The organism is Amycolatopsis sp. NPDC006125 (assembly GCF_040614195.1).
GTDB classification, from domain to species: domain Bacteria; phylum Actinomycetota; class Actinomycetes; order Mycobacteriales; family Pseudonocardiaceae; genus Amycolatopsis_E; species Amycolatopsis_E tucumanensis.
Window position 1 is genome coordinate 48994 of sequence record NZ_JBEXTZ010000031.1, and the last position, 16376, is coordinate 65369.

The window sequence follows — 16376 nt, forward strand, 5'->3', positions numbered from 1 at the left end:
CGAGGGAGGACTTTCCCGCTCCGGCGGCGTCTAACCGTCAGCCCAGCAGGTCCGGCCGCTCCCAGTCCTTGCCCAGCACGTGCTGCGCGAGGAACGCGAACACCGTGCCGTACCAGAGCTTCGCGTGGTGCGGGGTCAGGATCCAGTGGTTCTCGTCCGGGAAGTAGAGGAACTTGTGCGGTGTCGAGCCGTCCTCGGCGGCCGAGCGGGACACCAGGTCCCACCACAGCCGCAGCCCCTCGCCGATCGGGACGCGGTAGTCCTTGTCGCCGTGGATGACGAGCATCGGCGTGGTGATCTCGTCGGCGAAGCGGTGCGGCGAGTTCGCCTCCGCCATCTCCGGGGTGAGTTCGCGCTGCCAGTAGTAGGTCGCGTCGGTCGTCGGCCCGAACTGGTCCAGCGCCCACAGCGAGGCGTGCGTGACGATCGCCTGGAACCGGTCGGTGTGCCCGGCGACCCAGTTGGCCATGTAACCGCCGAACGACCCGCCCATCGCCGCCGTGCGGGTCTCGTCGACCCCCGCGTGCTGCTCCGCGGCGTCGGTGAGCGCCATCAGGTCGGTGAACGGCGCCGCGCCCCACGCGCCCCAGCCGCGCTTGATGAAGTCGTACCCGTAACCGGTGGAGATCGCCGGGTCGGGCAGCAGGACGGCGTAGCCCTGCGCCACGGCGAGCCACGGGTTCCACCGCCACTGCCAGGCGTTCCACGAGCCGAGCGGCCCGCCGTGGATCCACAGCAGCAGCGGCGCGGGCGAGCCGGGGCCGGCGTCCCGCGGGAGCGCGAGCCACGCCCGCAGCGGCGTGCCGTCCTCGGCGGTGGCGGTGACCTCGTCGAGCCGTCCGGGGATCTCGGCGTCGAGGCCGAGCGCCTCGGCGGGCCCGGGCAGCGGCTCGATGGCGCCGCCGTCGAGGGCGATCCGCACCGGGGCGGGCGGGTGGTCGACGGCCGAACGCAGCGCGTACACCCACTGCCCGTCCGGGGAGATCCGCGGCTCGCTGTAGGCGCCGTCGTCGGCGGTCAGCCGGGTGACGTCGCCGGTTGCGGCGTCGACCTTCCACAGCGGCGCCCGGCCCTGGTCGTCGGCGCCGACGACGAGCGCCGAACCGTCCGGCAGCCACCGCGGCGAGTGCGGCCAGCGGTCCCAGCTCTGGGTCAGCGGCCGGAGTTCGCCGCCGGCGAGCGGGACGAGCGCGAGCCAGTAGTCGCCCGGTTCGTGCGGGGTCGAGCGCCGGTAGACGGCGACCGCGACCTGTGTGCCGTCCGGCGAGATCCGTGGCGATTCGTACTCGTGATCCGGGTCGTCGGCCAGCACGCGGCGCTCACCGGTGGCGACGTCGATCGCGACGACGGTGGGCCGCTGCGAGCCGCCCGCTTCGGGAACCGTCCAGGTGGTGACGACGGTGCGCCCGTCCGGCGAGACGTCCCAAGCGGCCTCGTCGGTCAGCGCACGCCCCGCGTGCCCGGTGAGGTCACGAAGGTCCAGCCGCTCCTCCCCCGCAGGCACCCCGTCGGCGACGACCAGCCGGGTGCGGTCGGGGCCGAGGTCGTGGTCCCAGAAGCGGATGGGGTACTCCTCGTGCAGGATCGCCGACACCCCGGCGTCCTTGCGGGCCTTGCGGATCTCGGCGTCGTGGTCGGCGCTCGTGGCCGAGGGCATCATCGGCGCCCCGGCCAGCACCGTGCCGGCCTCCGCGGCCACCGCGACCCCGCGCACACCGCCGGCCGGCGCCGCGATCACGCGGGCGTCCCCGCCGGACGCGGGCTGCAGCCACAGCGCGCTCTTGGGGCCGTCCTCGCCCTCGGCCGCGGAGTCGGGCCGGGCCGAGACGAACAGCAGGTCGCCGGACGGGGTGAAGGCGGCGCCGGACTCGCCTTCGGCGCTGCGGGTCAGCCGCCGCGCCGGGCGCTCGCCGTCGGGGTCCACTTCCCACAGCGCCGTGGTGTAGCGGTTCTTCTTCAGGTCGGGCGTCGCCACGCCGACGACGAGTCGGCGGCCGTCCGGGGAGAGCACCAGCCCCGACAGCCGCGGGAGGCGGACGTAGGCGTCGAGGTCGGCGAAGGCATCGTCGGTCACTTCGCCTTCATACCACCGATGACCGACGGTTTCGCGGCTTTTCGATCAGCCGCCCAGTGCCCGGGCCAGCAGGGTCCGCCGGTTGCGCACCGAGGTCTTGCCGAAGATCGACTTCAGGTGGTCCTGGACGGTGTGCTCGGACAGGAACATCCGGCGGGCGAGGTCCCGCGTGTCGCTGCCGTGGGCGAGGTGTTCGAGCAGTTCCCGCTCGCGGGTGCTGAGCCCGAACGCCCGGCCGAACAGGCCGACCCGCTCGGCGGGCGCGGACTCCTCGATCGTGACGGCGATGTCGCGGACGATCCGCGCGGCGCGCAGCGTGACCCACCGCCCGTCGGCGAGGTGCACCCGGGCCGCCGGGCGGTGGCCGTCGACGCCGGCCTCGTTCGCGAGGAGCTGGGCGGCGACGTTGTAGGCGCCGGCCGGGACCGGCGCCTGCCCGTCGCCGGGCGGGACGAGGACGCGCAGGTACTCGGCGGTGTCCGGGGTGTGGCCGAGGACGTCGAGGTCCGGCGACAGCAGCAGCACGACCGGCCCGGACCGGGCGGGGAGGCCATCGCGCGCGACGAAGGTCTCCGCCTGCGCCCGGCGCAGCTCGGCGGTGACCGGCTCGAGGATCCGGGTCAGCGTCCGGGTCTCGGCGTCGGTGAAGGGCCGGGACCGCCACAGGTCGAGGAACGCCCAGACTCCGAACCGGTCCGCGAACACCACCGACGCGACGTCGGCGACGCCGTGCCGGTTGAGCATCTCGCGCCAGAGCAGGCTGCGGGCGGGGTTGCCGCCGGTCGCGGTGTGCAGGGTCGCGACGGCGCCGGGGCGCAGGGCCGTCCAGCGGTTGACCGGGGTGAGGTACTTGAGCCGGATCAGGCGGGGCAGCTCCGGCAGGCATGGGACGTCGGCGAGCGGGGCGGTGCCGACCGCGGTCTCCGGGTCGGTCAGCGGCCAGGCGTAGGCGTCGAAGCCGACCCTGCGCCGGATCTCGCCGAGCACGCGCAGCCGCACCGCTCTCGCGTCCACGTGGTCGAGTCTAAGACCCCAGGAAGCTGGGATGTGCGCGACGACGCGGAATTCCTACCGTCGCAAGCGTGGCGAAGGAGGAATCATGGCCATCTTGCACATCGAACACTCGATTGTGGATTTCCCGCTGTGGCAGGCGGCGTTCGACCGGTTCGCCGAGGCGCGCAGCCGGGCCGGCGTGCGCGGTCACCACGTGTCCCGCCCCGTCGGCGATCCCCACTACGTGGTGGTCGACCTGGAGTTCGGCTCGGTGCCCGACGCGGAGGCGTTCCTCGCCTTCCTGGAGCGGGAGGTCTGGTCGTCGCGGGAGAACGCGCCGGCGTTGGACGGCGTGCCGCGCACGCTGATCCTGGAACCGGTCCGCCGGATGCGCCCACCGGGCTTGTAGATCGACAACAGCACCGCCGCCAGCAGGCACGCCGGTGACACGATCGGTGGGAACACCAGGTCCGGCGCCGTCCCGGGCAGGCCGGCCAGCAGCGACTCACCGTAGGCCGCGGCTTCGCCGACGCCCGGGCGCAGCGACACCACCGCCAGCGTCACCATGGCGAGGTTGAGCACCAGCTTGATCGCCACCCACCAGTACCGCACCAGCCCGTACCGGCTGCCCAGCCCCAGCATCACGCCGCTGCCAAGGCACACCAGTCCGGCCACCAGCAGCGGCCACACCGCGAACAGCCGCAGCGCCTGGTAGCACACCGCGGCGAGCGCCGGATCGTCCGTCAGCATCGCGGTGAACACCAGCACCGCCAGCACCACGTCGATCCCGATCCACGCGCCGGCCGAGATGATGTGCGTCGCGAGCCACGCCTTCCGTCCTCCAGCTTTGAGTCTCATGCCTTCGACTGTCGCGAAAACGGACGTCCCGGGGCATCCGGCGCAGAGCGCGACCTGCGCCTACGCCGCCACGCGTACGCGCCGCGGCTTCGTGCGCGTCAGGCCGACCCCGGCCAGCACCACCAGCATCCCGGCCACGACCCGCGGCGTCACCGGCTCGCCGAGGACGACGGCCCCGAGCGCGACCGACACGACCGGCAGCAGGTACCCGACGACGGCCGCGCCGGTAGGGCCCTCGTCCTCGATGAGCCGGTAGTTGAGGTAGAAGGTGATCCCGGTGCCGAACACGCCGAGCAGGACGACCGCGAGCACCGCCAGGCCGTCGAACCCCGGCCGGGCGCCCTCCAGGGGCAGCGCGAGCGAGGCCAGGCCGGACGCGACGGCCAGTTGCGCGGCCGAGATCGCGACGGGACCGCCCGTCCCGGCCAATTTCCGTGCCATGTAAGCGAACGCGATCGCGTAGCTCGCCGCCGCGCCCACCAGCGCCAGCGCTCCCCACCCGAACAGCCCGGCCCGCTGCCACGGCGCGAAGATCAGCGACACCCCGGCGAAGCCGAGCAGCAGCCCGCCGAGCCGCGCCGGGTGGATCCCGCGTTCGGCGCCCAGCACCAGCCCGATGAGCAGTGACCACAGTGGAGTGGTCGCGTTGAGCACCCCGGCGATGCCGGAGTCGACGGTCTGCTCACCGATGCTGAACAACGCGAACGGCACCGCGTTGCAGAAGAACGCGGCGATGACCAGCCGCCCCCACATCGCCCGCCCGCGCGGCATCCGCTGCCCCGCGATCCGGGCCAGGACGAACAGCACGGCGGCGCCGAGCACGCTCCGCAACACCGCGATCTCGATCGGCGTGAACCCGCGCAGCGCGAGCTTGATCCACAGGAACGCCGACCCCCACAGCAGGGCGAGCACGCCCATCCGCACCCACGTCTTGATCACACCACCAGCGTGCGACCGCAGACACGTCAGGACAAGTGAAAGATTGTGAAGGTTCGTTTAGCTCAGCTTACGGCCGAACAGCAGCTTCCACGGCATCAGCGCCGACTCCAGCTGCACCGCGAGGCTCATCTTCGACACGCCGTCGGCGCGCTCCTCGAACCGGATCGGGATCTCGGCGATCCGCATCCCCTGCTTCACGGTGCGGTAGTTCATCTCGACCTGGAACGCGTACCCGTTGCTGCGGATCGTGGCGATGTCGATGCGCCGCAACGTCTCCGCGCGCCACGCCTTGAACCCGGCGGTCGCGTCCTTGACGTGCAGCCGCAGGATGGCGTTGACGTAGAAGTTCGCCCACGCCGACAGCGCCTTGCGGTGCCACCCCCACTCGCCCGCGAGCGAACCGCCTGCCACGTAACGGGATCCGAGCACCACGGCGGCGTCCGATGTGGCGAGCTTGTCGATCATCCGCGGCACGGCCTCGACCGGGTGGGACAGGTCGGCGTCCATCTGGATCACGATGTCCGCGCCCTCGTCGAGCGCCCGGCTGATGCCGGCGACGTAGGCGCGGCCGAGACCGTCCTTTTCGGTCCGGTGCAGCACGCCGATGTGGTCCGGGTGCTCGGTCGCCAGCTTGTCGGCCACGTCGCCGGTGCCGTCCGGCGAGTTGTCGTCCACCACGAGCACGTGCAGGCCGGGCAGCCCGAGGCCGGTCAGCTGGCCGACGAGCTTGGGCAGGTTGTCCCGCTCGTTGTAGGTCGGGACGACGACCGTGACCTTCGGGGAGCTCTCTCCCATGATCAAATCCTTCGTGCGCGGGTGGAGGTTCGGCACCGAACGGTATCGCACCCGATTTCGCACCTCTTCCGGGTAACGCGGACGCCGTTTTCCGGGGTCGCGAGCGGGTACGACGAACCAGCGGCGGCCTCGTGCGTCTGTACTGGCGGGAGGTCCGGGGAGGAGGGGAGCATGCGGAGCAGTCGCGGGGCGCTGCTGGCTCTCGTCCTCGCCGTGGTCGTGGTAGGCGGGGTCGTCGCGTGGATCGCGCTCACCGGGCGGCCCGCGCCCAAGCCGGGGTGCACGGTGACCGCCGCGGACGGCTCGTCCTTCGACCTGACGGTCGAGCAGGCCCGCAACGCGGCCACGATCGCCGCCGTCGGCGATCGCCTCGGCATGCCGGACCACGCGGTCACGGTCGCGCTGGCCACCGCGATCCAGGAGTCGCGGCTGCGGAACCTGCCCGGCGGCGACCGGGATTCGGCCGGCCTGTTCCAGCAGCGCCCCAGCCAGGGGTGGGGCGCCTACGAAGAGGTCACCGACCCGGTGTACGCGGCGACGGCGTTCTACGAGCGGCTGCGGGAGCAGCCCGGCTGGGCGGACCTGACGGTGACGCAGGCGGCGCAGCTGGTGCAGCGGTCGGCGTTCCCGGAGGCCTACGCGCAGTGGGAGACCGAGGCGGCGGCGACGGCGGGAGCGCTGACCGGGGCCAAGCCGGGCGCGTTGACCTGCGCGAACCTCTCCCCGGGCGCGCCGGAGGCGGACATCGTGGCGGTCGCCAGGGCCGAGCTGGGCACCGCGGTGCTGAGCGGGCCGCACCCGGCGGCCGAGGGCTGGGCGTTCGCGACCTGGCTGGTCGCCAACGCCACCCGCTTCGGCCTGGACGGCGTCACGTTCGACGGCGTGACCTGGACGGCGGACTCGGGCGCGTGGACGGCGACCGGTCCCCGCGACGGCGTGCTCAGCCTGCACCGCGCCGCCGCCGGGTGAAACTACGATCGTCGCGTGGCCGACGACCTGCTCCCTCGCGCCGCGGCGCTGGGCCGGGACTTCCGCGCCGGGCTGGACGAGCGCCCGGTGTTCCCCCGCGACCTGGACCCGGACGCGGTCCGCGCCGCGCTCGGCGAGCTGCCGGACGGGCCCGCCGATCCCGCGGCCGTGCTCGACCAGCTGCGTGAGGCCGTCGAGCCCGCGCTGGTCGCGAGCGCCGGTCCGCGGTACTTCGGGTTCGTCACCGGTGGTTCGCTGGAGGCCGCGGCGGCGGCCGACGTGCTGACCACGGCGTGGGACCAGAACGGCTTCAACGCGCTCACCTCACCCGCCGCCGCGCTGGTCGAGGAGGTCGCGGGCGGGTGGCTGAAGGACCTGCTCGGCCTGCCGCCCACCGCGTCGTTCGGGTTCGTGACGGGTGCGCAGGGCGGCAACACGGTGGGCCTGGCCGCCGCGCGGCACGCCGTGCTGGAACGCCACGGCTGGGACGTCGAGCGGCAGGGCCTGCACGGCGCGCCGCGGGTGCGGATCGTCGCGGGCAGCGGACGGCACGCGACGATCGACCGGGCTCTGCGCCTGCTCGGCTTCGGCACCGACGCGCTCGCCGAGGTGCCGACCGCCCCGTCCGGCTCGATCGACGTCGCCGCGCTGGCCGGCGCACTGTCCACATCGGATGCGCCGACGATCGTGTGCCTGCAGGCAGGCGAGGTCAACACCGGCGCGTTCGACGACTTCCGCACCGCGATCGCGGCCGCGCACGCGCGCGGGGCGTGGGTACACGTCGACGGCGCGTTCGGGTTGTGGGCGGCGGCGAGCCCGCGGTTGCGGCACCTCACCGAAGGCGTGGCGGAGGCCGATTCCTGGGCGACCGACGGCCACAAGTGGCTCAACGTGCCCTACGACAGCGGCTACGCGTTCTGCGCGCACCCCGCCGCGCACGCGGCCGCGACCTCCTACACCGCCGCCTACCTCGTCGGCGACCGGCCGGAGGCGCTGCGCTCCCCCGGCGACTTCGTGCCGGACTCCTCGCGCCGCGCCCGGGGCTTCACCACGTGGGCGGCGCTGCGGCAGCTGGGCCGCGCGGGCGTCGCGGAACTCGTCGAGCGGTCCTGCGCCCTCGCGCGCCGGTTCGCCGCGCGGCTGTCCGAGGCCGGGGCCGAGGTGGTCAACGACGTCGTCCTCAACCAGGTCCTCGTCGGCTTCGGCGACAACACGCCGCAGGTGCTGGAGGCGGTGCAGCGGTCCGGCGAGTGCTGGATGGGCGCCACGGTCTGGCAGGGCAGGCGGCTGATGCGCGTCTCAGTGTCGAACTGGCGCACCACGGAGGCCGATGTCGACCGCAGCGTGGCCGCGATCCTCGCCGCCTGGCGGGAGGTTCAGGGACGCTGAGCGAGCACGCCGAACATCGTCACGGACAGGTGGAAGTCCCCGCGCGCGGCGCCGTCGGCGAGCTCGGCGAGCAGCCGGTCGCCCTGCTCGCGGGTGACCACGCCGTTGCCCACGGCGTGCTGGACCATCATCGGCAGCAGCGTGTCGCGGACCGACTCGTGGTCGGAGATCAGGGCCTGTGAGCCGCGGTCGGCGATCGTCAGCCCGGCCGCGCTGAGCCAGCCCGCGAGCTTGCGACCCGCGGCGGGTTCGGCGGTCTGCGTGAGCATCCCGGCCAGCACGGCCCGGACGGTGTCCGGGTCGCCGGGGTGGATGATGCCGGTGGCCCAGTCGGTGTCGATCAGCGCGACGCGCCCGCCGGGGCGCAGGACCCGCACGATCTCGGCGACCGCGCCGGCCGGGTCGGTCAGGTGCTGGAAGACGCGCTCGCACAGCACGGCGTCGAAGGTCACGTCGGCGAAGGGCAACGCGGAGACGTCGCCGGGCACGAACCGCGCGGCCGATCCGGCGGCCCGGTCCCTGGCGAGCGCGAGCATGGCTTCGTTGGGGTCGAGCCCGACGGCCTCGCCCTCCGGCCCCGCCGCGGCCGCGAGCACCTGCACCTCGGAGCCGGTGCCGCAGCCGATTTCCAGCGCGCGCTCGCCCGGCCGGACGGCCAGGGCATCGTGCGCCCACGCACGCAACCGCCGCACGCCCGGCGTCGCGGCCTGCAGGTCGAGGATCTCGGCCTGCCGCGCGACCACGGCCGGGTCGATCCGGTCGGCTCGGAAGGAGATGTCGGTGTCCGCCACGAGCGCGGATGCTAGTCCGGTGTGGCGACCGCCACGACCAGATTCCGCAATTCGTAGCTGTCGATCTCGGCTTTGACGGTGACCCGCGGCGGGCTCACCATGCGCAGGCCGGGCAGGGCGAACAGGCGGCTGAGGAAGACGTCGGTCTCCAGGATCGCGACGTGCGCGCCGGGGCACTTGTGCGCGCCGTCGCCGAAGGACAGGCCCGGCGCCTCGCACGGTTCGAGGTTGGCCGCGTCGATCCGCACCTCGACGAGCTCACCAGCCGGGATGGTGTCTTCGTCGAGCCGGAGTGGCGCGGTGGTGCGCCGTTTGAGCCCGCCGATGACGGGTTCGGTGCGCAGGATCTCGTGCAGGAGGGCGATCCGCTCGTCCTCGTCCGCTTCGCGGTAGCGGGCGCGCAGGGCGTCGTCGGTGAACAGGTGCCAGGCCGCGACGGACACGAACTCGCGGGTGGTGACCATGCCCGCGGCGGCGAAGGTGAGGCACTCGCCGAGGATTTCGCCCGCCGAGCAGCCCTCGTCGAGCAGGTGCGAGATGAGGTCGTCGCGGCGGTGGCGGCGCCGGGCGCGCACGGCCGGGCGGACGTCGGCGACGTAGATGGCGAGCCAGTTGCGCATCTGGCGGAAGAACCAGCGGATCCCGGTCAGGCTGGTGAAGCCGGGCCGCCCGAACTCCTCGGGGAAGAACCGGTCCAGCCGCCGCTGGATGCCCGGCCTGCTCTCGGTGAGGCCGACGACCTCGGACGCGACGCCGATCGCGAGGCCGAAGGCCAGGTCCGGCAGTTCGGCGCGCCCGGTGCGGGTCAGCCGCGCCAGTTGCTCGTCGGCGATGCGGGCCATCAGGTCGCGGTAGTGCTCGCTGACGCGGCGGGGCGTGAAGAAGCGGGCGGTTTGGCGGCGGTGTTCGCGGTGTTCCGGGCCGTCGCGGTAGAGCACTGGGCGGCGGAACCGCGCCGGCAGTTTGTCAACCGTCTCGATGCCGAGGCCGGCCTGCACGGTGCCGCCGCTGCGCAGCACCGCGCGGGCCTGCTCGTAGCCCGTCACCCGCCAGGTCCCGTCCGGGCCGCGCCGCACCGGGCAGCCGTCCCCGGCCGGGCCGCGGTCGATCTTCCGCCCGCCCACGGGATCAAGACAACACGACCGGCCGGGCGGCCGACAGGGCCGCCCGGCGCAGTCAGTGGTGGTACTGGTGGACGACCGCGTGCCCCTTGCCGCGCCCGATCATCCACTTGTTCACCGGCCAGGTCAGCACGAACGCCACGGCCAGCGAGAACGCCAGCGCGCCCCAGAACAGCCAGCTGCCCGCGCCGGCGTCCATCGCGCCCGGCACGCTGACCATGATGAGGTTGTCCACGATCTCCATCACGGTGATCGAGATCGTGTCGGCGGCCAGCGCGACCTTCAGCGCGGCCCGGAAGGGCACGCCCGCCTTCAGCACCCCGCGCATGGTGAGCGCGTACCCGAAGACGAACGCGAGCGCGACGGCGAGTGCGACGGTGGCGACGCCGTGCAGCCCGAGCGCGGTGCCGATGACCATGCCGAGCACCTCGCCGATGGCGCAGCCGGTGAGGCAGTGCAGGGTGGCCTGCGCCGCGGCGGCCCAGGTGGCGGGCGGCCGGTGCGCGGCGTGTTCCGCGTGCCCCGCGTGCTGGTGCGTCGAGTGGTCCATGTCGTTCCCTCCGTTCAATACCCCTAGGGGGTATCACCGGAGTGAAGATAACCCTCTTGTCCGGATTGCGCAACACTGGACGGGTGGAACCTGGGACCGCCTCAGCCGGGACGTCGAGCGACCCGTGCGGGTCCGCTGGCTACACGCGTCCACGAGTCGCGCCGCGCTCGGAGAGGCGAACTTCGCCAAAATCGTCGAGATCTTCGAGAGCGCCGCACGGGAAGACCGTGAACACAACGCGCCGCAGAGGCTGGAGTTCGAGCTGGTCGACCCCTGACCGCGCGATCACCTCCGCGCGGCGCGCACCGACTGGGCGATCACCGCGAGCACGGCCAGCCCGCCCACGGCGAACCCGTAGACGATCGCGGTCGGCCGCAACCCGGCCGAAGTCGCCGCGAAGCCCGCGATCACCGCCGGGATGCTGAACGCGAGGTAGGACACGACGTAGACCACCGCGAACAACTCGCCCCGTTCGGCGGGCGCGGCCAGGCGCGCGAGCGTGCCGAAACTGGCCAGCGCCGAGGCCCCGAACCCGATCCCGGACACGACGGTCCCGGCGACGGCGAGCGCGACCAGGTCCGCCAGCACACCCGCGAGGGTGATGCCCATGCCGGTCGCCAGCAACGCGGCGCCGGCCTGCAGCACCACGCCGACCGGGGCCGTGCGCAGCACCAGCGAGGTCAGGGCGCCCGTCCCGCACAGCAGGGTCACGACGAGCCCGCCGACGAGGTGGTTGGACAGCCCGAACAGTCCGGCCGCCACCGACGGCCCGAGCGACAGGTACAGGCCGCCGAGTGCCCAGCTGGAGATCAGGATCGGCACCAGCGCGAACAGGTCCGGCCGCAGCCGCGCCGGGACACCGAGCCGCGGGGTGAGCGAGGCCAGCGCGCCGGGGCGACGGGCGGAGGTCTCGGGCAGGCCGGCGGTCAGCAACAGCGCGACGACCATGCCGGCGAGCAGGAGCGCGTAGACGAGGTGCGTCGGGGCGGGCGCGAACTGGACGAGCGCGCCGCAACCCAGAGCGCCGAGGGCGAGCCCGCTCGTCGGGGCGACGCTGCTGATCACACCGGCGCGACCGGGCGCGTGCGGCGGGTTCAGGTCGACCAGCGTCGCGCCGAGCACGGACATGGCCGCACCGGTGGCGACGCCCTGCACGACGCGCGCCGCGAACAGCGCGGAGACGTCCCCGGCGACCAGGAACAACACGAGCGAGACGGCTTCCCCGACGATCGCCGCGGCCAGCACCGGCCGCCGCCCGACGTGGTCCGACAATGCGCCGACGACCAGCAGCGACGCGATCAACCCCAGGACGTACACCGCGAAGACCACGGTGAGCGTCATCGACGAGAAGCCCCATTCCTGCTGGTAGACGACGTAGAGCGGGGACGGGACGCTGGAGGCGGCCATGAACAGCACGAAGATCACCGCGACCGCCGTGAACGCCACCGGGTGCGGCAACCGGGCTCTCGGACGGACCGCGACGGCGACGGCGGGGGAACTCGACATCAGCACTCCTCGGAAAAGCAAAGATCGATGCGTTAGGACGACCATAGCGCAAACGCAACGATCGATGCGATAATTTCTCCATGTCCGCCACCACCAGCACAACCCGTCCCGGCGGCCGGTCCGCGCGGGTGCGCGCCGCCGTGCACCGCGCCGTCGTGGAGTTCCTGGCCGAACACCCCGCGGAGGCGCTGACGCTGCCGTTGATCGCGACGCGCGCGGGCGTCCACCCGACCACCTTGTACCGGCGGTGGGGGTCGGTCGCGGAGTTGATGGCGGACGTGGCGAGCAGCCGGTTCAGCGGCGACATCGTCGTGCCGGACACCGGTTCGCTGCGCGAGGACCTGCGGCGGTGGGCGTCCGACGTGGCGACCGACCTGGCCGACCCGGACGTGCTGGCGATCATGCGGGCCGCGATCGGTTCCGGCCCCGACGGCGGCTGCGCGTGCACCGCGGACCGGCACGCTCAGCTCACGGCGATCCTCGATCGCGAACGTTCCCGTGGCGGGACCGCGCCGGAGACCGCGCACGCCGCGGACGTCCTGCTCGGGCCGCTGTACTACCGGGCGATCTTCGCAGGTCAGCCCGCGGATCCCAGCTGGACCACCGAGCTGGTCGACACGCTGCTCAAGTAATACGGTTGCGCCCTGTTACTCGGGCGAGTAACTTTTTACTCATGCAGGTAATCAATGAGGTGCAGCCGGACCTGGGCCTGAGCCCGGCCGAGGAGGCGCGCCGTTCGCAGATCATCGCGGCGACCCTGGCGACGATCTCGGCACTGGGGTACCGCCGGACGTCGTTCGCACGCATCAAGGAGCGCGCGGGCCTGAGCAGCACGCGGTTGATCGGCTACCACTTCGGCACGAAGGCGGGGCTGATGCAGGCGGTGGTGACGACGGCGCTGAGCATCCGGGACAGGTACCTGGAGGAGCGGGCCGGCGACACGACCGACCGGGCCGCGATGCTGCGCGCGCTGATCGAAACGGAGGTCACGTTCGTCCGCGACCACCCCGAGTGCGTCCGGGTGCTGCGCGAGGTGGCCGCGAACGCGGACGACCCGGACGGCTGGCCGGTGGCGGGCCCGCTGCTGAGCGGTTTCCGGACGGGCCGCATCGAGCGGCTGCTGTCCCAGGGGCAGCGGGAAGGCGCCTTCGGTGAGTTCTCGCCGGAGGTCGCGGCCCGCACGATCGCGCAGAGCATCGACGGCGCGATCCAGGCCTACACCGAAAACCCGGCCTTGGACCTGGAGTCCTACGGGCGGCAACTGGCGGACTTCTTCGAACAGGCCGTAGCGGCGAAGAACTGAGGCGTTCCCGTTCGCGGGCTCTCCGGGGCCCGCGAACGGACCTCGACGCGTCACCCCCAGCCGGCTCGCGCGTCTGCGGCACCTCACGCAAATCCACCCTTCAGCAAGGCGGGCATGACGCACCGCTGCGGCAGCCCCTCCGAAAGGGCCCATCGCGTCAGTGTCACGCCTCCGCGCCCCCACCCTGCGATACTCACCGCCGATCCTCCTCGCGCCCACCCCTCAGAGCGACCACGACCGCGCAACCCCTTCCCCAGCACCCACCGCCGGGTCAGGGCCGCAACCCGGACAACGCCGTCCCACTACCCGATCCGACCTCGCACCCCTCAAAGCGACCACCACCGCAAGGCGTTCCCCGCAAACCCCGTCGCCTCAGGGCCGCAACCCGGACAACGCCGTCTCCACCACCTGGTCCGCGAACTCCACCGTGAGCGGCCCGCGCTGCATCCAGCGCACCGTCACCGGGCCCCAGATCACGTCCACCGCCACGTCCAGGTCCACATCGGACAGCTGCCCGGCTTCCACCGCCTTGCGCAGCCGTTCCTTCTTCAGCTCCCGCACCGGCTCGTCGAGCCGCTCCGAGTACATCCGCGCCAGCTCCGGATCGTGCATGATCTCCGAGCTGAGCGCGCGCATCGTGAGGTCGAAGCGCTCGTCGGTCAGCTCCTGGACCGTCGCGCGCAGCACCGTCTTCAGGTCCGCCTCCAGGTCGCCGGTGTCCGGCAGCCCGCTACCGTCCCCTTCGGACAGCATCAGGAACGCGTCCAGCAGCACCGCCCCCTTCGAGGGCCACCAGCGGTAGATCGTCTGCTTCCCGACACCCGCCCGCGCGGCGATCCCTTCGATGCTCAGCTTCGCGTACCCGACTTCACCCACCAATTCGAACGCGGCAGCCAGGATCGCCTGCCGCGAGCTCTCGTTGCGACGACTCGCATCTGGCACGTCCTCACACTACCACAACTCAAGACGAGACGGTCCGTCTTGACAGCTCGGAAGCGAGACGCTACGGTTCGTCTCACAACGAAAGGAGCCCCAGATGACCACCACCTCCCCTTCCCGCGTCTGGTTCATCACCGGTGCGAGCCGCGGCCTCGGTCGCGCCTTCACCGAAGCCGCCCTCGATCGCGGTGACCGGGTGGTCGCGGCCTCCCGCACCATCACCGCCAAGGCGACCGACCGGCTGCTGCCCATCCAGCTCGACGTCACCCGGCGCGATGACGTGTTCCGGGCCGTCGAGCAGGCCATCGACCACTTCGGCCGGCTCGATGTCGTGGTCAACAACGCGGGCACGCTGACCATGGGCATGGTCGAGGAGTTCACCGAGGACCAGGCCAGAGCCGCACTGGAGACGAACTTCTTCGGCGCGCTCTGGGTGAGCCAGGCCGTGCTACCGGTGATGCGGCGCCGGCAGTCCGGCCGCATCCTGCAGATTTCGAGCATCGCCGCGCTGGGCGGGTTCCCGATGACCGGTCTCTACAGCGCGAGCAAGTTCGCCCTGGAGGGCATGAGCGAAGCGCTGGCGCGGGAGGCGGCCACGTTCGGCGTCAAGGTCAGCATCGTGCAGCCCGGCGGCTACTGGACCGACCTCTACACCGCACCCACGATGGCGTCGCCGGTCGACGAGTACGCACCGCTGCGGCAGGAACTGGAGCGGCAGTGGTCCGAGGGATCGGTCGACAGCGATCCGGCGCTGGCCGCCGAGGCGCTGCTGAAACTCGTGGACAGCGAGGATCCGCCGCTGCGCCTGCTGCTCGGCAGCATGGTCTACGACCTGGCCCAGGACCTCACGCGGCAGCGCCTGGACGGCTGGGCGGCCTGGGAGGAGGTGAGCCGCGCGGCCGAGAAGGCGATACCAATGCCGGTCACACCAGGAACGTGAACAGGGGGCTGTCCGGCGGGACGCGTTCGATGCGGTGCGGGCCCGCCGCCATCCGCTTCATCATCGGTTCGAGGTTGTCCGGCGAGCCCAGTTCGATCCCGACCAGAGCCGGGCCGGTCTCGCGGTTGTTGCGCTTGACGTACTCGAAGAGCGTGATGTCGTCGTCCGGGCCGAGCACGTCGTCGAGGAACCGGCGGAGCGCGCCGGGCTCCTGCGGGAACTCGACGAGGAAGTAGTGCTTGCGCCCCTCGAAGATCAGGGCTCGCTCGACGATCTCGGCGTACCGGCTGACGTCGTTGTTGCCCCCGGACACGATGCACAGCACGGTCGAGCCCGGTTCCAGGTCGAGATCGAGCCCGAGCGCGGCCGGGGACAACGCGCCGGCGGGCTCGGCGATGATGCCATCGGACTGGTAGAGGTCGAGCATCTCGACGCAGATCTTGCCCTCGGGCACGGCGATCATGGCGGGCCGGCGTTCGGCGGCGAGGGCGTAGGTGTGCTGCCCGACGAGGCGGACAGCGGCGCCGTCGACGAACGGGTCGATGGTCTCCATCGCGATGGGGGCGCCGTGTTCGAGCGCGAGAGCCATGCTGGCCGCGCCCTGCGGCTCGGCGCCGATCACCCGCACCTCGGGGTGGGTCTCGCGAAGCCAGGCGAGGGTCCCGGCGAGCAGGCCGCCGCCACCGACCGGCACGATCACGACGTCGGGCGCGCGGCCCAGCTGCTCGATGGCCTCCTTGACGACGGTGCCCTGCCCGGCGATCGTGCGCGGGTCGTCGAACGCGGGGATCATCGTCGTGCCCGTGCTCGCCGCGTACGCCTGCGCGGCGGCGGCCGCGTCGTCGTAGGTGTCGCCGTGCACCACGATCTGGACGTGCTCGCCGCCGAGCCGGGCGACGCGGTCCCGCTTCTGGCGGGGCGTGGTGCGCGGCAGGTAGACGCGGGCGAGGACACCGAGGGCGGCTGAGGCGAACGCCACACCCTGGCCGTGGTTGCCTGCGCTCGCGCACACCACGCCTCGGGCGCGCTCCTCCGGTGAGAGCTGGCTCACCAGGTTGTAGGCGCCCCGGCCCTTGTAGGAGCGGACGGCGGACAGGTCCTCGCGCTTGAGCCAGACGTCCACGCCGTGCTGCAGCGAAAGCCGTTCGTTGCGGTGCAGTGGCGTCGGCTGGATGACCCCGGCGAACCGGGCGGCCGCCATCGCCACGT

Annotated in this window: 17 protein-coding genes; 6 read left to right on the top strand and 11 right to left on the bottom strand. The window is 72.5% G+C overall.

Going from position 1 to position 16376, the window contains the following annotated elements; translation table 11 throughout:
• Nucleotides 1–37: 37 nt before the first annotated feature.
• From ABZ193_RS17965 to ABZ193_RS17985, 5 genes are all read right to left on the bottom strand, one after another.
• Nucleotides 38–2074, bottom strand: coding sequence for an alpha/beta fold hydrolase (locus ABZ193_RS17965; protein ID WP_354710682.1), 2037 nt, complete (start codon nucleotides 2072–2074; stop codon nucleotides 38–40).
• Between the two features lie 45 nt (nucleotides 2075–2119).
• Nucleotides 2120–3088: a helix-turn-helix transcriptional regulator gene (locus ABZ193_RS17970; RefSeq protein ID WP_202961491.1), complete on the bottom strand. Its 969-nt coding sequence runs from the start codon at nucleotides 3086–3088 to the stop codon at nucleotides 2120–2122.
• A 219-nt stretch (nucleotides 3089–3307) separates the two neighbouring features.
• Nucleotides 3308–3925, bottom strand: a complete 618-nt coding sequence (locus tag ABZ193_RS17975) for a hypothetical protein (protein ID WP_020422931.1) — start codon at nucleotides 3923–3925, stop codon at nucleotides 3308–3310.
• Nucleotides 3926–3985: 60 nt separating this feature from the next.
• On the bottom strand, nucleotides 3986–4843 hold the full coding sequence (locus ABZ193_RS17980; RefSeq protein ID WP_237339755.1) for a DMT family transporter: 858 nt from the start codon (nucleotides 4841–4843) through the stop codon (nucleotides 3986–3988).
• A gap of 78 nt (nucleotides 4844–4921) precedes the next feature.
• Nucleotides 4922–5659: a polyprenol monophosphomannose synthase gene (locus ABZ193_RS17985; RefSeq protein ID WP_020422933.1), complete on the bottom strand. Its 738-nt coding sequence runs from the start codon at nucleotides 5657–5659 to the stop codon at nucleotides 4922–4924.
• 171 nt (nucleotides 5660–5830) lie between these two features.
• Here ABZ193_RS17985 and ABZ193_RS17990 point away from each other — a divergent pair, with 171 nt between their 5' ends.
• Entirely contained in the window at nucleotides 5831–6628 is a 798-nt protein-coding gene (locus ABZ193_RS17990; RefSeq protein WP_237339734.1) for a hypothetical protein, read from the top strand.
• A gap of 15 nt (nucleotides 6629–6643) precedes the next feature.
• On the top strand, nucleotides 6644–8017 hold the full coding sequence (locus ABZ193_RS17995; protein ID WP_354710684.1) for an aminotransferase class V-fold PLP-dependent enzyme: 1374 nt from the start codon (nucleotides 6644–6646) through the stop codon (nucleotides 8015–8017).
• On the opposite strand, the gene ABZ193_RS18000 is transcribed toward ABZ193_RS17995, so the two are convergent.
• The 3 genes from ABZ193_RS18000 to ABZ193_RS18010 are packed head-to-tail and all read right to left on the bottom strand — an operon-like array spanning nucleotide 8005 to nucleotide 10479.
• Nucleotides 8005–8808, bottom strand: coding sequence for a methyltransferase domain-containing protein (locus ABZ193_RS18000; RefSeq protein ID WP_354710685.1), 804 nt, complete (start codon nucleotides 8806–8808; stop codon nucleotides 8005–8007). The genes ABZ193_RS17995 and ABZ193_RS18000 overlap by 13 nt on opposite strands.
• Nucleotides 8809–8819: 11 nt before the next feature.
• Nucleotides 8820–9932, bottom strand: a complete 1113-nt coding sequence (locus ABZ193_RS18005) for a cytochrome P450 (RefSeq protein ID WP_354710686.1) — start codon at nucleotides 9930–9932, stop codon at nucleotides 8820–8822.
• A 52-nt stretch (nucleotides 9933–9984) separates the two neighbouring features.
• Nucleotides 9985–10479 (bottom strand): DUF4396 domain-containing protein, encoded by a 495-nt coding sequence (locus ABZ193_RS18010; protein ID WP_020422938.1) that lies wholly within the window; start codon nucleotides 10477–10479, stop codon nucleotides 9985–9987.
• A gap of 124 nt (nucleotides 10480–10603) precedes the next feature.
• On the opposite strand from ABZ193_RS18010, the gene ABZ193_RS18015 reads away from it, so the two are divergent.
• Nucleotides 10604–10756 (top strand): hypothetical protein, encoded by a 153-nt coding sequence (locus ABZ193_RS18015; protein WP_354710687.1) that lies wholly within the window; start codon nucleotides 10604–10606, stop codon nucleotides 10754–10756.
• Between the two features lie 8 nt (nucleotides 10757–10764).
• Here the strand turns inward: ABZ193_RS18015 and ABZ193_RS18020 are convergent, their stop codons facing one another.
• On the bottom strand, nucleotides 10765–11985 hold the full coding sequence (locus tag ABZ193_RS18020; protein WP_354710688.1) for an MFS transporter: 1221 nt from the start codon (nucleotides 11983–11985) through the stop codon (nucleotides 10765–10767).
• Nucleotides 11986–12065: 80 nt separating this feature from the next.
• Between ABZ193_RS18020 and ABZ193_RS18025 the strand changes: the two genes are divergently transcribed.
• Entirely contained in the window at nucleotides 12066–12617 is a 552-nt protein-coding gene (locus tag ABZ193_RS18025) for a TetR/AcrR family transcriptional regulator (protein ID WP_020422940.1), read from the top strand.
• Nucleotides 12618–12658: 41 nt separating this feature from the next.
• Nucleotides 12659–13288 carry a TetR/AcrR family transcriptional regulator gene (locus ABZ193_RS18030; RefSeq protein WP_354710690.1) on the top strand — a complete coding sequence of 210 codons (630 nt, stop codon included), beginning with the start codon at nucleotides 12659–12661 and terminating at the stop codon, nucleotides 13286–13288.
• Between the two features lie 372 nt (nucleotides 13289–13660).
• Here the strand turns inward: ABZ193_RS18030 and ABZ193_RS18035 are convergent, their stop codons facing one another.
• Entirely contained in the window at nucleotides 13661–14185 is a 525-nt protein-coding gene (locus ABZ193_RS18035; protein ID WP_084506224.1) for a TetR/AcrR family transcriptional regulator, read from the bottom strand.
• 139 nt (nucleotides 14186–14324) lie between these two features.
• Here ABZ193_RS18035 and ABZ193_RS18040 point away from each other — a divergent pair, with 139 nt between their 5' ends.
• Nucleotides 14325–15167 carry an SDR family NAD(P)-dependent oxidoreductase gene (locus ABZ193_RS18040; RefSeq protein WP_354710691.1) on the top strand — a complete coding sequence of 281 codons (843 nt, stop codon included), beginning with the start codon at nucleotides 14325–14327 and terminating at the stop codon, nucleotides 15165–15167.
• Here the strand turns inward: ABZ193_RS18040 and ilvA are convergent.
• A complete protein-coding gene (gene ilvA / locus ABZ193_RS18045; RefSeq protein WP_235716313.1) occupies nucleotides 15151–16368 on the bottom strand; it encodes a threonine ammonia-lyase IlvA in 1218 nt (405 codons plus the stop codon). The two genes, ABZ193_RS18040 and ilvA, sit on opposite strands and share 17 nt — an antisense overlap.
• Between the last annotated feature and the right edge of the window lie 8 nt (nucleotides 16369–16376).

Coding starts and splice junctions, on each gene's coding strand:
- ABZ193_RS17975 (WP_020422931.1), bottom strand. CDS start 3,925: ATGAGACTCAAAGCTGGAGGACGGAAGGCGTGGCTCGCGACGCACATC.
- ABZ193_RS17980 (WP_237339755.1), bottom strand. CDS start 4,843: ATGGGCGTGCTCGCCCTGCTGTGGGGGTCGGCGTTCCTGTGGATCAAG.
- ABZ193_RS17985 (WP_020422933.1), bottom strand. CDS start 5,659: ATGGGAGAGAGCTCCCCGAAGGTCACGGTCGTCGTCCCGACCTACAAC.
- ABZ193_RS17990 (WP_237339734.1), top strand. CDS start 5,831: ATGCGGAGCAGTCGCGGGGCGCTGCTGGCTCTCGTCCTCGCCGTGGTC.
- ABZ193_RS18010 (WP_020422938.1), bottom strand. CDS start 10,479: ATGGACCACTCGACGCACCAGCACGCGGGGCACGCGGAACACGCCGCG.
- ABZ193_RS18020 (WP_354710688.1), bottom strand. CDS start 11,985: ATGTCGAGTTCCCCCGCCGTCGCCGTCGCGGTCCGTCCGAGAGCCCGG.
- ABZ193_RS18025 (WP_020422940.1), top strand. CDS start 12,066: ATGTCCGCCACCACCAGCACAACCCGTCCCGGCGGCCGGTCCGCGCGG.
- ABZ193_RS18030 (WP_354710690.1), top strand. CDS start 12,659: ATGCAGGTAATCAATGAGGTGCAGCCGGACCTGGGCCTGAGCCCGGCC.
- ABZ193_RS18040 (WP_354710691.1), top strand. CDS start 14,325: ATGACCACCACCTCCCCTTCCCGCGTCTGGTTCATCACCGGTGCGAGC.
- ilvA (WP_235716313.1), bottom strand. CDS start 16,368: ATGGCGGCCGCCCGGTTCGCCGGGGTCATCCAGCCGACGCCACTGCAC.